At 56.1% G+C, this 14,613-nt stretch carries 14 protein-coding genes; 9 read left to right on the top strand and 5 right to left on the bottom strand.

Annotated features, from left to right (window positions below):
- The 3 genes from VL197_15180 to VL197_15170 all read right to left on the bottom strand — a co-directional run.
- The coding region (locus VL197_15180; GenBank protein HUJ19326.1) for a hypothetical protein at positions 1–286 on the bottom strand (286 nt) is incomplete at its 3' end.
- Between the two features lie 355 nt (positions 287–641).
- A complete protein-coding gene (locus VL197_15175) occupies positions 642–2,366 on the bottom strand; it encodes a c-type cytochrome (protein HUJ19325.1) in 1,725 nt (574 codons plus the stop codon).
- Entirely contained in the window at positions 2,363–2,938 is a 576-nt protein-coding gene (locus tag VL197_15170) for an SCO family protein (GenBank protein HUJ19324.1), read from the bottom strand. The genes VL197_15175 and VL197_15170 overlap by 4 nt, the downstream gene beginning before the upstream one ends.
- Positions 2,939–3,187: 249 nt before the next feature.
- Between VL197_15170 and VL197_15165 the strand changes: the two genes are divergently transcribed.
- From VL197_15165 to VL197_15140, 6 genes are all read left to right on the top strand, one after another.
- Entirely contained in the window at positions 3,188–3,778 is a 591-nt protein-coding gene (locus VL197_15165; GenBank protein HUJ19323.1) for a molybdenum cofactor guanylyltransferase, read from the top strand.
- The gene (gene tatA, locus VL197_15160; protein HUJ19322.1) at positions 3,751–3,924 is read left to right on the top strand and encodes a twin-arginine translocase TatA/TatE family subunit; all 174 of its coding nucleotides are present in this window, start codon (positions 3,751–3,753) and stop codon (positions 3,922–3,924) included. Before VL197_15165 ends, tatA begins: the two co-directional genes overlap by 28 nt.
- Before the next feature lie 18 nt (positions 3,925–3,942).
- The gene (recJ, locus tag VL197_15155; protein ID HUJ19321.1) at positions 3,943–5,730 is read left to right on the top strand and encodes a single-stranded-DNA-specific exonuclease RecJ; all 1,788 of its coding nucleotides are present in this window, start codon (positions 3,943–3,945) and stop codon (positions 5,728–5,730) included.
- 163 nt (positions 5,731–5,893) lie between these two features.
- Positions 5,894–8,041 carry a bifunctional (p)ppGpp synthetase/guanosine-3',5'-bis(diphosphate) 3'-pyrophosphohydrolase gene (locus VL197_15150; GenBank protein ID HUJ19320.1) on the top strand — a complete coding sequence of 716 codons (2,148 nt, stop codon included), beginning with the start codon at positions 5,894–5,896 and terminating at the stop codon, positions 8,039–8,041.
- Between the two features lie 271 nt (positions 8,042–8,312).
- Complete coding sequence (locus VL197_15145; protein HUJ19319.1) at positions 8,313–8,702, top strand: RidA family protein; 390 nt, start codon at positions 8,313–8,315, stop codon at positions 8,700–8,702.
- Positions 8,703–9,139: 437 nt separating this feature from the next.
- On the top strand, positions 9,140–10,468 hold the full coding sequence (locus VL197_15140) for a transglycosylase SLT domain-containing protein (protein HUJ19318.1): 1,329 nt from the start codon (positions 9,140–9,142) through the stop codon (positions 10,466–10,468).
- A 425-nt stretch (positions 10,469–10,893) separates the two neighbouring features.
- On the opposite strand, the gene VL197_15135 is transcribed toward VL197_15140, so the two are convergent.
- Entirely contained in the window at positions 10,894–11,187 is a 294-nt protein-coding gene (locus VL197_15135; GenBank protein ID HUJ19317.1) for a Smr/MutS family protein, read from the bottom strand.
- 402 nt (positions 11,188–11,589) lie between these two features.
- Positions 11,590–11,949: a hypothetical protein gene (locus VL197_15130; protein ID HUJ19316.1), complete on the bottom strand. Its 360-nt coding sequence runs from the start codon at positions 11,947–11,949 to the stop codon at positions 11,590–11,592.
- 76 nt (positions 11,950–12,025) lie between these two features.
- On the opposite strand from VL197_15130, the gene VL197_15125 reads away from it, so the two are divergent.
- From VL197_15125 to VL197_15115, 3 genes are all read left to right on the top strand, one after another.
- Positions 12,026–13,192, top strand: coding sequence for a galactose oxidase (locus tag VL197_15125; GenBank protein HUJ19315.1), 1,167 nt, complete (start codon positions 12,026–12,028; stop codon positions 13,190–13,192).
- Between the two features lie 171 nt (positions 13,193–13,363).
- Entirely contained in the window at positions 13,364–13,732 is a 369-nt protein-coding gene (locus tag VL197_15120; GenBank protein ID HUJ19314.1) for a hypothetical protein, read from the top strand.
- A 91-nt stretch (positions 13,733–13,823) separates the two neighbouring features.
- A complete protein-coding gene (locus VL197_15115) occupies positions 13,824–14,546 on the top strand; it encodes a hypothetical protein (protein HUJ19313.1) in 723 nt (240 codons plus the stop codon).
- Positions 14,547–14,613: the final 67 nt, after the last annotated feature.

Below are 14,613 nucleotides of genomic sequence, written 5' to 3'. Positions count from 1 at the left end.
GCGGAGGACGTTCGTCTTGAAAGGCGATGAAAAGGGGTCTTACTGGGATACTGACTGTTCGATCGGTCTTGCTTTGAGACCAGGGCCGAAAATTGCAGGGGCTTTCATTCAGGCAGGACATGTCCACTTGTGCTGACAGGGCAGGGGCGGCGCCGTGGCATACATCCACCGCCCCGATGGTTGCCTTGCCGCCATGACCAGCGGTCATCAGAGGCAAGGCAGGGGGAACGACGATGCCAATGACGATTGTCAGCAGAACAATGACCGCTTGCCATCTCATGATCATACTATAAAGACCTGCATGTCTCTTTGTCAACGTAAAGTTCTAATTTTATGTTGCCGGACCCTGTTATTTATTAACAGTCTCATAATGGAACGGACATCGCACTGTCGTCTTTAAACCATTCTCCAATGCTGTCATTCCGGGCTTGACCCGGAATTCAGCCTGCACCCAGCATTTACGGGCCTGTGGCCAGTGCTTATGAGCGCGTTGCTCGAATACGGGCCATGCCCAGCGCGAGTGCAGGGTGTGGTTTTTCGCTTAGATCCTGGATTCCTGCTTTCGCAGGAATGACGAACTAAACGGTACAGCCAATTATGAGATCATTGATAAGAATGCAGCGCAGTGGTTGTTCGGCGAATCAATAGATGATCCACTCGCTCCGCTTCACCAGTTCCGGCTTCGGACCTTCAGAGAGCTGGACCACGTAGCAGCCCTTCGAAGCATAGCGCTGTCCGGTGCCGAAGCTCATGCGCGGATAGGGCACCTGCACCACGGTAAGATCGGGCGTTTTTTCTATCAATTCCAGAAAATAATCCCGGTACACATAGTTTCTCATGGCGGCAAGGGCGCCGGTCAGCGTTGAAAAGAGGGAGCGCATCTTGAACTCGATGTCCAAGTTGGTTATTGGCAGGTTCAAATTCCTGAGCGAAGTTTCGATGGACTCCCGGTATTTCCGGGCGTCCTGGGGCAGTGTGTAGGGATAGGTGAGATAGACGGACTTCCTGGCCTTCTCAGGCAGGAGATACAGGCGCTGGCCCAGAAGGCTGGATGAGGCAAAGATCATTTCGGGCATGGCCTTTGTCTTCACCAGGTTCTCCAGGTCGGGAAAGTCATTTGCATCCAGCCATAGCAGAACAACGGTATGCCTGTATTTGTCTGCCAGCTTCTTCCAGAAGTCAGCGGTCAGGGTCTCTTCTCCCAAGGCAACATCGTCGGCCGGCCGGCGCCCAAGGCCGGTCCAGGCGCCCTGAAAGGCCTTCGAGAGGGCGGTGCCGGCGCGGTTTTTCCGGAATACCTGCACAACGCGTATGTCCTTCGAAAGATCATCCCGGGAGTTGAGATATTTCGCCGATGTTTCACCCTCCTGGTACAGGCCCTTTGAGAGGTAGAACGTATACCAGTCCTTCTCCGAGATCACCGGGTAGTCCGTTATCGGGAAGACTGACGGGACCTTGTGGTCCTCGCAGAACCGGTGGACGGGCGCCCAATCTCCGTAGGTGATACCGCTCAGAATGGCGAAGACAGGCGCCTTCTTGTAGTATTCTTCCATTTGCCCTTGCCAGGTCCCGGAAGGCCCTTTCAATTCCCATACAACGAGCGATAAGGCCCGCATTCCCCGCGAGGTCCCTTCCTGGAGATAGGCCCCCGTTCTGACGCTGAATTCCGAAGTCCTTGACAGGCGCCGGTTGCCGATATAGCGCTGCAGGGGGCCGAGCATGGACTGCCGGTCCTCCTGACTGACCTCATCGGTAATTATCGTGGCAAATCGCAGGCTCGTATCCGTGACGCCGGGCTCAAGCCCGGACGACAGGTTCCTGAGGTAGAAAACCATGATTGCCATGTCGCGGTCGTTCAGATCGTACACCGGCATGGCCGTGTTCATTTGCCTGCCCGCGGGGTCCACGCCGGTCCGCATGGCCCGGGCAAGGGTCTCGTCCGTGTAGGCAGGGCGGAAGAGATCATTTGCCTGAAGCTCCGTGGCCTGTTTTGTCAGCGGTATGCCCTTGAACTTGGACAGCGGCAGATACAGCCGGGTCCCGTCGATGGGCGGAGTTCTTATTGTCCCTTCCGAGCTGCCGAAACCGCTCCTCTGGTGGCAGTTCGAGCAGGTGAGCTGGCTGCCTGCAACCGGTACATCGCCCTTGACGATGGCCTGCAACGGCTTGCCCGACGGAAGGATACCGTCGCGATACATCTTTTCGCCCAATCTCATGGCCTCTTCCGGAGGCACCCCGGCGACCGAAGCCGACGCAGACGTGCCTGCAACAGCAGTTCCTGCGTGGGCAAGGAGAACAAAGGCAAGGACCCCCGTCATGAGAGGGCAGCCAATGATCTTCAGGAACGCCGGCGAGGTCCGCGTCATTGCCGCACCTTCTCGTACTCGACCAGGAGCTTGTTCGTGCCGATGAGGCCGTAGATCCGGACCCAGCGGCTGTCGGTCGGCGCTTTCAGCAGGATGACCGGGGGGTGGTCCATCTTATCCCGGGTAAAGACGTTGAAGGCCCGGAGCACCCGGTCAATATCCGTCCGGCTGCCGGAAAGAAAGTCCCATCCCGGCTTTGCCTGGTATCGCTTCAGGTAGGCTTTCATTTCCTTCGGTGTGTCGAAGTCCGGGTCTACCGAGATGGAAACGAGCCGCGCCTTTCCCGACTCCGCGATGATCGTCTTCTGGAAGTTCATGAAATTCGAGGACAGAACAGGGCAGATGGTGGTGCAGGTCGTAAAAACAAAATCCACGAGGACCGGCCCGTCATAGACAAGGTAGTCCCTCAGCTTGATTCGTGCGCCATCCTGGTTGATCAGTGTCACATCGGGGATCTGATAGTTCTCGACGGTCCTCGTATAGGATGGCTTGCTCTCGGCCGTTGCCTCGGCTGTGAGGCAGGAGCCGATCAGCAGGAACGACATGATCGGGACGGTCCAACGGAATGACATGCATGATCTCCTTGAGGTTGAAAATATCTGCTCACGGCGGCTTGCCGGTCACTCATCCGCCGTCGCGTGCTGACACTATAAGGACAGCCATGGGTTGTTGTCAATATGATTTTCCCGCGCTTATGCGCAGGGCGCTCTTTATACGGGTTTGAAGCGCGAAGGCTGTTTTTCGGCCTCTTCCCGCTTTTTTCCTCATGAAAAGGCCAAGTTCCCAGTTGACACCCCCTGGTAAATGCTGTACTTTTAAACATGAACGGAATTGTGCTTGCAGGCGGAGAAAGCCGGCGCATGGGCAGGGACAAGGCCTTCCTCAACGTTGCCGGCCTGCCCATGATCGAGCACGTGATCCGCGCGCTCCGCTCCGTTGCCCGTCACATCATCGTTGTTACCAACACGCCCGAAGCATATGCGCGCTATGACGTTGAAGTGACCGGCGACGTGAAGGACAGGCGCGGTTCGCTCGTCGGGCTGTATTCGGGCCTGCTCCGGTCTTCGCAGGATTGCAACATCGTGGTCGCCTGCGACATGCCTTTCCTGAACCCCGGGCTCCTTTCGTACCTGGCCGGTCTCGCCGAGGGACACGATGCCGTCGTGCCGAAGCTCGGGGAGCTTGTCGAGCCGCTCCACGCCGTGTACCGCCGGAGCCTGCTGCGCGTTATCGAGGAAAGCATCAGCCGCGACCAGTGGAGGATCGGGAGCGTTCTTTCAGGGCAACGGACACGCTACGTTACGGAAGAGGAAATCGACCGCTTCGACCCGCTGCGGCGGTCGTTCATCAATCTGAATACGCGCAAGGAATACGAGGAGGTAACATGTTCGGACTTGGATTGCCGGAGCTGATCGTTATCCTGGTTATTGTCGTTGTCATATTCGGCGCGAACCGCCTGCCCCAGCTTGGCGAGGGGCTGGGAAAGGCCATCAAGGGCTTCAAGAAAGGCCTGTCTGACTCGAATGATGAGACCGGCAAGAAAGAGAACAAGGGTTAGCTTTCCCGGCCTTCACCCATGAAGTGGGTCCTGGCAGAAGGAGACAGGGCCGCGGCTGCGGTCCTGTCTGAAAACGGTTTTCACCCTCTCGTCGCCAGGCTCCTGGTGAACCGCGGTATCACGGATCCCGCCGCCGCCCGCCTGTTCCTTGCTGCCGATCTCTCGCACTTGTCGCCGGCTTCGATCTTCAGCGGGATGGAGCGCGCCGTCGGACGCATCCAGCGGGCGCTGGCGGACCGCGAAAAGATCGTCGTCTACGGCGATTATGACGTGGACGGGGTGACCGGCGCTTCGCTCCTGTACCTGGTGCTTCGGGACCTGGGCGCCGATGTGGGGCATTATATCCCGGACAGGATATCCGAAGGATACGGGCTCAACGCGCGGGCGCTGGAAACGATCAGGGCTACCGGCGCCGGGCTGGTGATCACCGTTGACTGCGGCATCAGCGCGATGCGCGAGTCCGTAGCAGCGCGCTCCCTGGGGCTTGATCTCATCATCACCGATCATCATGAGATCGCACAGCCGGACGGGCCCGTGCCGGGCACGGCAACCCGCGCTTTTCTTCCGGAAACCGCCCTCCCCGACGCCTTCGCGATCCTGCATCCCTGGCTGCTTGCGCCCGATACGGCCCCCGATATCCGGGAGCGGGTGAAGGGGCTGACCGGGGTAGGTGTCGCGTTCAAGCTCGCGCAGGCCCTGTTGAAGACGGATGCCCATGACGAGCGGATGCAGTCCTGCCTGGACCTGGTCACCCTCGGCACCATTGCCGATGTGGGACGGATCACGGGCGAGAACCGCGTGTTCGTGAAGCACGGCCTTGACCGGCTGTCTCGCGGGGATGGCACCGTGAGGCCCGGGGTCGCGGCCCTGAAAGAAGTGGCCGGGCTCGCCGGCAAAAGGATCAGCGCGGGGAACGTGGGGTTTGCGCTCGCTCCGCGGATCAACGCGAGCGGAAGGCTGGAGCGGGCGGACATGGCGTTCCGCCTGCTGACGACCGAGTCCCCGAAGGAAGCCTTGACCATCGCGTCGGCTTTGGACGAGGTGAACAAAGAGCGGCAGACCGTCGAGGGGCTCATCCAGGAGGATGCCCGCCGTCTCTGCCGGGAGCAGGACCTTGCATCGATCGGCGCCTTCGTGCTTGCTTCTCCGGACTGGCACCCGGGAGTCATCGGGATCGTTGCTTCCCGGATCGTCGAGGAGTTCTACCGCCCGACGGCCCTGGTCTGCATCAGGGACGGTGTGGGCAAGGGGTCGGCGAGAAGCATCCCCGGATTTGACCTGTACCACGGGCTGCTGCAGTGCGGCGATCTGCTGCTCGGGTTCGGCGGCCACAAATACGCCGCGGGTTTCACGATCGCCGAGGAGCGGATCCCGGAATTCCGGGAGCGGCTGAGCTCCCTCGTGCGGGACGCGATGGGGAACGACGGCTTCCTGCGCACGCAGATCGTCGACGAGGCGATAACCCTCGATGAATTGAGCCTGGACCTGCTCCGGGAGATCGACCGGCTTGCGCCGTTCGGCCAGGGCAATCCCGAGCCGCGGCTGGGGACCCGCGGACTGTCCGTCGTATCCTCCCGCATCGTCGGGAACAACCACCTGAAGCTCCGGCTCAAACAGGAAAACGGGACAGCCCTGGACGCCATCGCCTTCAACCGCGGCCGCCTGCTCGGGAAGCAGGTGCGGGACGGGGAGCGGCTCGCCGTCGTGTTCACGCCCCGCGCGAATTCCTGGAACGGGAACACGGCCGTGGAACTGGAGATCAGGGATTTCAAAAAGGACCGGGAAGGTCACGGCTCAAAGAACTGAGGAAATGCGTCTCTCGCAGAGCACGCGGAGGGCGCAGAGGTTAAAACCAAACGTTAAGTCTTGTTGTCCTGAGAGATTGATTTCTCTGCGAACTTTGCGCCTCTGCGAGAAAAGTTATTGCCTTTTTTAGAATCGGCTTTGTGTGAGGCCGAAGGGTTAAAAAATGCCTGCAGTACGTCTCGAAGACATCGTTGAAAGCATCCAGAGCTACCATCCCGACGCGGATGTGGACCTGCTCAGGAGGGCCTATATTTACTCCGCCAAGGCCCATCAGGGGCAGACGCGCCTCTCGGGGGAGGCCTACCTGATCCATCCCATCGAGGTGGCCGCCATTCTCGCGGGGCTGAAGCTGGACGTCCCGACGGTCGCGGCCGGGCTGCTGCATGACACGATCGAGGACACGGCGGTCACCCCTGATGAGGTCAAATCGCTCTTCGGCGACGAGGTCGCCATGCTCGTGGACGGGATGACGAAACTGTCCCGGATGGAGTTCCAGAGCCGGGAGCAGCGGGAGGCGGACAACTTCCGCAAGATGGTCGTGGCCATGGCCAACGACATCCGGGTCATCCTGATCAAGCTTGCCGACCGTCTCCACAACATGCGCACGCTGAAATCCCTTTCCCCCGAAAAGCAGAAACGCATCGCCCAGGAGACCCTGGACATTTACGCGCCCCTCGCCAACCGGCTCGGCATCTCGAAGATCAAGACCGAGCTCGAGGACCTGTCCTTCAAGCATCTCAATCCCGAGGCGTACAATGACCTCGTCAAGAAGGTCACCCAGCGCCGCATCGAGCGCGAGACCTACATCAACGAGCTCATCGAGATCATGAAGCGGCAGCTTGCCGAGCACGGCTACCAGGGCGACGTGAAGGGAAGGCCGAAGCATTTCTACAGCATCTGGACGAAGATGCAGAAACAGGGTATCGCCTTCGAGGACATCTACGACCTGATCGCGATACGGATCATCACGGACACCAAAACCAACTGCTACGCCATCCTGGGCCTCATCCACTCGCTCTGGACGCCGGTGCCCGGCAGATTCAAGGACTTCATCGGCGTTCCCAAGTCCAACCTCTACCAGTCGCTCCACACCACCGTCATCGGCCCCAAGGGCGAGCGCGTAGAATTCCAGATCCGGACCGACGAGATGCACCGCATCGCCGAGGAGGGCATCGCGGCGCACTGGCGGTACAAGGAACGGTCGGCCGTGAGCCAGCGCGATGAGCAGCAGTTCGCCTGGCTCCGGCAGCTGCTCGAATGGCAGCGCGACCTGCCCGACGCCCGGGAGTTCATGGATACCGTCAAGGGGGACCTGTTCCCGGAAGTGGTGTATGTTTTCACCCCCCGCGGGGACGTGAAGGAGCTGCCCCAGGGGTCGACTCCCGTGGATTTCGCCTACAGCGTCCACACCGACGTCGGCCACCAGTGCGTGGGCGCCAAGGTGAACGGCAGGATCGTGCCCCTCAAGCACGTGCTCCGGAACGGGGACAAGATCGAGATCATCTCCCAGGCCGGCCACACGCCGAGCCGGGACTGGCTCAAGTTCGTCAAGACCTCGAAGGCCAGGACCAGGATCAAGGCGTGGCTCAAGACCGAAGAGCGGAAGCACAGCATCCTGCTCGGGAAGGAACTGCTCGACAAGGACCTGCGCAAGCACGAGCTGAGCCCCTCCAAGGTGCTCAAATCCGATGAGCTCCTGAAGATCGCCAACGACCTTTCGCACAACACGCTCGACGACCTGCTGGCGGCCATCGGGTACGGCAAGGTCTCCGCTCATATGGTGGGGAACAAGCTGGCCCCCGACAAACAGCACATCGAACCGCCTGCAAAGAAACCGTCCCTGAAGCCGGGGAAACCCGCCGGCGGAAGCATGAAGATCGACGGCATGGACAACATGCTGATCCACCTCTCCAAGTGCTGCAACCCCGTTCCCGGGGACAAGGTGGTCGGGTTCATCACCCGGGGCAGGGGAGTGTCCGTTCACACGGCCGACTGCTCGAACGTGGCCGAGCTTGCCTTTGACAAGGAGCGGCTCGTTGATGTCTCCTGGGGCGATTTCCAGCCCGGGGCGCATGCAGTCAAGATCTCCGTCAGGACCGAGGACAAGCCCGGCCTCCTGGCCAGCGTCTCCACCTCGATCAGTTCGACGAATGCCAACATCACCCACGCCGATGTCATTACCGGCGAGGATAGCCAGGCAACGCTCAACTTCACGATCGACATCAAGGATGTGGAGCACCTGAACGCGATCATCAAGAACATCGGGGCGATCAAGGGGGTGCTGGACGTGAAGAGGGTGAAATCAGGGTAAGCAGCCGCTTCCTCAGCCACAGCCCGAGGCATCCCCCGTGCGTTCTCCTCCTTCTCGTTTCATGAGATTTCCGGAAGCTTCATCGCTTCCTTCTTCGACCCAATCGGGCATCAGTGCGTATTCCCGCCAGGCAATGACCGGTTGAATAAACTCAACAGGGAAACATCCTGCCGCCGGTTATTTGACATATTGAAAGGTTTACTTTCGGTTTAAATAGCGTCATTAAATTAAGCACTTCAAGCGATACATGAATGCAATGATGGAGGTCATTATGCGTCGTAAGATCATTAAAACCGATAAGGCGCCTCAGGCAATCGGCCCCTATTCCCAGGCTGTGGAGGCAGGCGGCTTCGTCTTCCTGTCCGGACAGATACCGATCGATCCAAAGACCGGTGCGGTGATCCAGGGTGATAGTAAAGCACAGGCCAGGCAGGTGCTCGAAAACGCACAGGCCATCCTGGTTGCGGCAGACGTCAGTTTTTTGTCTGTTGTAAAGTCCACCATCTATCTGAAGAACATGAGTGACTTCAATTCCGTGAACGAGGTCTATGCGGAATATTTCCCGTCCGATCCCCCTGCCCGCGCCACGGTCGAGGTGTCGCGCCTGCCGAAGGACGCGGCCATAGAAATGGAGTTTGTCGCCTGGAAAGGAAAGGGTTGATGGTTTGAAAAGGTATTTGTAGCCGTCTTTGCGAGCCGAAAGCGAGGCAATCTCGATTCATGGCCCGTGATACACCCCGTAACTTCGGTTTCAGAAATATCAAGAACTTCGAGATTGCCGCGTCGCAAGAATCTCTCCTCGCAATGACACCTGACGGTGTTTTTTCCACGCTGCACTCCTGCCTCCCCAGCCATGTGCCGGTGATCAGTTCGTATGCAGTTCAAGCCCTTTTCATTTGCATTTTTGTCATCAATCGTTTATTATTCGCGGCAATACATCTATTATTCCTATTATTCAAGAAAGTGATGCCCATGAAACGGAACCTTTTCTTCCTGTCTGCACCATTCATTCTGCTCTCATTCCTCCTTTCCGGATGCGCAACCACTTCAGTTCCTGTTGCCGACGTAAACAACCCTTCTCAGGATGCCGCTTCGGCAGTGCAAAAAGCATCGGGCAATGAAAACCCCTCGCTGACTTCAGCGGCCCCGGAAGCGGACCACGCGAAAGACCAGGCGCCGCAGGACCAGGCGAAGTCCGGCGTTGCCGTGAAAAAAGAGATCAATGACGACGACCAGGCCCTCCTCGACACTGCGCTGGAACTGACCGAGACCGCCCAGGAGTACTGGGAGGACAACGATCTGGACAACGCGTTCGAATCCCTGGACCAGGCTTTTGCACTCATCCTGTCGATCCCCAATAATCCGAGCAATACCAAGCTGACCCAGCAGAAAGATGATCTCAGGTTCCTGATCTCGAAGCGGATCGTCGAGATGTACGCCTCCCGCCAGGTTGCCGTGAAGGGAAGCTATAACGAGATCCCGATGGTCGTCAACGACCACGTGATGCGCGAGATCCAGTCGTTCCAGACGCTGGAGCGGGACTTCTTTCTGGAATCCTACAAGCGCTCCGGCCGGTACCGCGGCGATATGGTGAAAGCGCTGAAGGAAGCCGGGCTTCCCGAGGACCTTTCCTGGCTGCCGCTGATCGAGAGCGGGTTCAAGAGCAGGGCCCTGTCGCGCTCGCGCGCGTTCGGTCTCTGGCAGTTCATCCCCTCGACGGGATACAAGTTCGGGCTCAAGAGGAACGCCTGGGTCGACGAGCGGCTCGACCCTGACAAGGCGACGGCGGCCGCGATCGCCTATTTCAAGGAGCTCCACCAGATGTTCGGCGACTGGGCCACGGTGCTCGCGGCCTACAACTGCGGGGAAGGCTCGGTGGCGCGGGTGATCAGGGACCAGAAGGTCAATTACCTGGACAATTTCTGGGACTTCTACGAGCGCCTGCCGCGCGAAACGGCCCGTTATTATCCGCGGTTCCTCGCGGTGCTTGCGATCGTAAAGGAGCCGGAAAAGTACGGGTTCACCCTGGAGGAGCCGGACCAGCCGCTTCCCTATGAAACCGTCATGATCGAGAGGCCCGTGCGCCTGAGCGCCTTTGCCGAGCAGACCGGGATCTCGGTTGAGGATCTCTCTGCCTTGAACCCGGAACTCCGGCGCGACGCGACTCCGAGCACGCTCTATACGCTCAAAGTTCCGCCCGGCAAGGGGGAGACGGTCCTGGCGGGGATCGATAACCTGCCGAAGTGGTCTCCGCCCAAGGTGGAATACGTGGTTCATCGCGTAAGGCGCGGCGAGACGCTGTCCCTGATCGCGCTCCGCTACCGCACGAGCATCGACAGGATCGCGGAAGCGAACAACATCCGGAAGGGGAAATTGCTCAGGGTAGGGCAGAAATTGAAGATCCCGACGAGGAGCAGCAATACCTGAGATCGGAGAAAATCAGAAACAAAAGGCAGGCGATGTTAGCCTGCCTTTTTTATTTTAATAAACTGTTTGGCCACAGAGCGCACAGAGTGCATGGAGAAGGGACGGAGAGGGGGATGAGAAAGTAAGAAGATGCATGAACAAATCCTACCTTCTCGCCTCGGCAAGAATTATTATTAAAGGTCTTATTTAGAAACAACAGAGCGGAACCAATGGAGTAAATCAACAATTCTATTAAATGTCATTCCCGCGAATGCGAGAATCTAGTTCAGATATTTTATTATCCACAGATTACGCAGATTTCACAGATGAAACCACGCCGAAATTACTGGTTTTAAAATCTGCGTCCATCTGCGGCATCTGCGGATAAATTGGTCTTAGCATTTTCTGAGGGTTATTCATTTCGAGAAGTTACATTCGATTTTAAACTAGTATGAGGCTGTTGATAAGTCTTCTTCCCTCAACTCCACGATCGTCGCACCCCACCCGCCGCCGTCTTCTCCCGCTATCCGGAAGGACTTCACATAAGGCAGCTTTTCGAGGATCGATTCGACCGTTCGTCTGAGCGTTCCGGTCCCTTTTCCGTGAATGATGCGCACCTGAAGGATGCCGCGCTCGCGGCAGGCGGAGAGATAGTCCGGCACCAGGTCCTTTACTTCATTCGGCTGAAACGTGTGAAGGTCGAGGACGCCGTTGATGGGGAAATCCACAGGGTCAGTCATCGGAAGCATTATAAATCGAAGGTGACTAAAAATCGAGAGGGCTTTTGAGTTCCTTAATCGTTTTGCTCGGAACGCAGTGCGTGTAGATCATTGAGGTGCGGACGCCGGCAGGGCCTATGAGATCAACTATTCCGATATTGCATATTAGTCACGCTAAAATAACTTCACTACAATTTGAATATTAGTCGTTTGAAGCAAACTTAGCGATTTCAGGCAGTTACGTCAAGTTTTTTCTTAAATTCATTGACCGGCCAGTCAAGTCTATGCTACTCTATCCCGAAGAACTAATATCATGTTAGCTTCAGGAAAATACTGGCCGCCTACTTGGTCCAAGCATAAAATCACGCGTGTACTTTCAATGGAGGAAGACAAAATGAGATCAGGCCTTCTTTGGGCAGTGATTTATACGATGCTATCAATAATCCTGTTTGCTTGCAGATCTTCTTCAACGTCGCTTACTACTGATAATAGGTTGATCTCAATCACCGTAACTCCTTCTACTTCATCGGTCGGGATAGGCGGGAATGAGCAGTTCACGGCCATGGGAACATACTCAGACAGTACTACCCATGACATCTCATCCTCAGTAACCTGGAGTTCTTCGAATTCATCTGTAGCGCCAATAGACACGGCAGGCAAAGCGCACGGGCATGCTGCCGGAACTACGATGATAAGCGCGGTGTTCAGCAGTGTCTCGGGGTCGACGACTCTCGACGTTACAAGCAACCCCCTGGCCTGGACCTGGGTGGGCGGATCGGACACTGTTAATCAGACAGGCGTCTACGGCACAAAAGGCATTGCCTCAGCTTCTAATGTTCCCGGAGCGCGCGAACACTTAATGTCGTGCACAGACACCAATGGCTATTTCTGGCTGTTTGGAGGAAGTGGTTACGACGCGGGACAGGGTGGAGAACTTAACGATCTGTGGAAATTCGACGGTTCGAACTGGATCTGGGTAAGCGGGTCGGATACGGCATGGCAAGCAGGTATCTACGGGACAAAGGGCATCGGAGCTGCCTCTAATGTTCCTGGAGCGCGCTACGATTCAGAATTATGGTGCGACAAAAGCGGCAATGTATGGTTGTTTGGCGGCGGAAGCGAGGTTATTGGTGGCGTGAATTGTTATAATGATCTTTGGAAGTTTGACGGCACGAACTGGACCTGGGTGAGTGGATCAGATACTGCAAATCAGATAGGGGTGTACGGGACAAAGGGTACCGCTTCTCCTGCAAATGTTCCCGGGTCTCGTTTAAGAGCGACATCGTGGTCCGACATCTATGGGAATCTCTGGCTGTTCGGTGGAGAGTACTATGATAATGGCAATTCAAACTTCGTCTATTTGAACGATCTCTGGAAATTCGATGGCACGAACTGGACATGGGTAAGCGGATCAGATACAACAAATCAGAAAGGTGTTTACGGGATAAAGGGCATACCTGCCGCCATAAATGTTCCGGGTGCGCGCTCCGACGCCATTGCATGGACAGATCAGAGCGGTAACCTTTGGTTATTCGGCGGCTCCGGTTATGATGGCGCAGGCAACGGTGGCGGTCTCAATGATCTCTGGAAATTTGACGGTACGAGCTGGACTTGGGTGAGTGGTGCAGATATTGGGGTTTGGCAAGCAGGAATCTATGGAACAAAGGGCATTGCTTCTGCCTCCAATATCCCCGGTGCCAGAAGATCAGCTCCCGGATCGGTCGACAACAGTGGAAACTTTTGGTTGTTTGGCGGGTACGGTATCGATTCTCTCGGGAACGGAGGTTACCTGAACGATCTTTGGAAATTCGACGGCACGAACTGGACCTGGATAGGAGGGCCAGATGTCGTTGATCAGCCAGGCGTCTACGGCACACAAGGCACTGCTTCTCCGTTAAACGTCCCTGGCGCGCGCGCACGTTTTGCATCATGGACTGACAAAAGTGGCAATTTCTGGCTGTTCGGAGGTCGCACAGGTTATTATTCTGACGCGTTTAATGATCTCTGGTTATTTCAGGTTCAGTAACCGTGCTTACGCCTCTATAAGCAATTCCGGGAGACTTCGCACTGGTATACACCCGCTTGTTCCTGATAGTCGCTATTTTGAAACTGATGACAACCAGCCGGTCAACATCGACTCGCCTTGCGGCGAGTTACCGGCGCGTTAGCCCCATGACAAACTTAGGAAAGGACAGATATGCCAGTCGATAGTGAATCTACCGCAAAAGCCTTTTTTGTAAACAAGATTATAGAGCAGGCAGAACGCGAAGGGATCCCCTTATCCAAAGCGCAACGCTACACGCTTGCATGGTCTGAAACAGATCCATCTTTTGTTGTGGACATGGAGCTTAGCAAACAATGTGAAGCTGAAATACCGCAGCCAGAATATGAAAAAAAGATAAAAGGCTTGATTGAACGGATGTTCAAAAGAGATATAGAAACAAATAAAAGCCTGAAAGAGACTTATAAAGAGGCATACAAGACCCTGAAACAGGGCGATCATTTTATTTTAATCATGATCGGCGACGCTATAGGTTCAAAGTTGTCATGGTTTCGCTTATTCTAAACCGAAAAAGGCTAACGAAGCGCTCAAGACGGACAGGGTTTTACCGCGTCGTTTACCTTGAACGCTGTATTTCAGCCACCGAGGATTCAAAATGACTTTGTCCGAACCACCTCCTGGATGGGGCAGCGATAACTTAACAAAATATCTTGATGATGCCCGACACAATGCCTACGCGTCCTTTCACAACCTACGGGATGAGTATAGAAGATTGTCCGATATAGATACTGCTTTCAGAAAGGCAATTGATAGCTTGCTCAACACCGCAGATTGGTTTGCTGCGTTCTTCCTGCTGCGGTCACATTCATCTTTCCTTGCAGGTCTGAGTTTATCAATGAGTGGTCAAGTCCCTGAGGGCTATGCGTGCCTGCGACTTGCGCTTGAAAATTCACTATATGGCTTCTACCTATCAAAGAACCCATCGTCTCAAATAACCTGGCTTAATCGTCATGAAAGTGCGGAAGCGAAGAAAAAGGTCCGAGATGAGTTCAAAATCCGTGCCCTTCTGGCTTCATTAAAAACATCTAACCCTGCTGAAGGCACTGTGGTTGAAGCACTTTACGATCGTACAATCGACTATGGAGCCCATCCCAATGAGCGTGCCCTCATGCAGAATCTAAGGATGGAGAAAAGTGCGGATGGTGTGCAATTCCAAGTCGCCTACCTCACTGATGACACTATGGCATTTCGTTTGCTGGTGAAAACTGTTGCACAGGTTGGTGTCTGTTCTCTTGAAATCTTTCGCCTAATCTACCGAGAGCGTTTTGATATAACGGGACTGACCGACATGCTCCAAAAGCTGAAGCACGGGTTATAAGGACACGAGGAGCCAACCTGCGCCTCGACAGCGACGCGCCATAAGGCGGCGCGTCAGGCGCGTGTTA

The organism is Nitrospirota bacterium, from assembly GCA_035516965.1.
In the GTDB taxonomy this organism is placed as follows: Bacteria; Nitrospirota; UBA9217; order UBA9217; family UBA9217; genus MHEA01.
This window is presented reverse-complemented; position numbering and strand designations above follow the sequence as displayed.

Excerpts from the sequence above, each read along its gene's own strand:
- VL197_15120 (HUJ19314.1), top strand. The coding sequence starts at position 13,364 with ATGCCAGTCGATAGTGAATCTACCGCAAAAGCCTTTTTTGTAAACAAG.
- VL197_15165 (HUJ19323.1), top strand. The coding sequence starts at position 3,188 with ATGAACGGAATTGTGCTTGCAGGCGGAGAAAGCCGGCGCATGGGCAGG.
- VL197_15145 (HUJ19319.1), top strand. The coding sequence starts at position 8,313 with ATGCGTCGTAAGATCATTAAAACCGATAAGGCGCCTCAGGCAATCGGC.
- VL197_15170 (HUJ19324.1), bottom strand. The coding sequence starts at position 2,938 with ATGTCATTCCGTTGGACCGTCCCGATCATGTCGTTCCTGCTGATCGGC.
- VL197_15150 (HUJ19320.1), top strand. The coding sequence starts at position 5,894 with ATGCCTGCAGTACGTCTCGAAGACATCGTTGAAAGCATCCAGAGCTAC.
- VL197_15115 (HUJ19313.1), top strand. The coding sequence starts at position 13,824 with ATGACTTTGTCCGAACCACCTCCTGGATGGGGCAGCGATAACTTAACA.
- VL197_15135 (HUJ19317.1), bottom strand. The coding sequence starts at position 11,187 with ATGACTGACCCTGTGGATTTCCCCATCAACGGCGTCCTCGACCTTCAC.
- tatA (HUJ19322.1), top strand. The coding sequence starts at position 3,751 with ATGTTCGGACTTGGATTGCCGGAGCTGATCGTTATCCTGGTTATTGTC.
- recJ (HUJ19321.1), top strand. The coding sequence starts at position 3,943 with ATGAAGTGGGTCCTGGCAGAAGGAGACAGGGCCGCGGCTGCGGTCCTG.
- VL197_15175 (HUJ19325.1), bottom strand. The coding sequence starts at position 2,366 with ATGACGCGGACCTCGCCGGCGTTCCTGAAGATCATTGGCTGCCCTCTC.
- VL197_15125 (HUJ19315.1), top strand. The coding sequence starts at position 12,026 with ATGTCGTGCACAGACACCAATGGCTATTTCTGGCTGTTTGGAGGAAGT.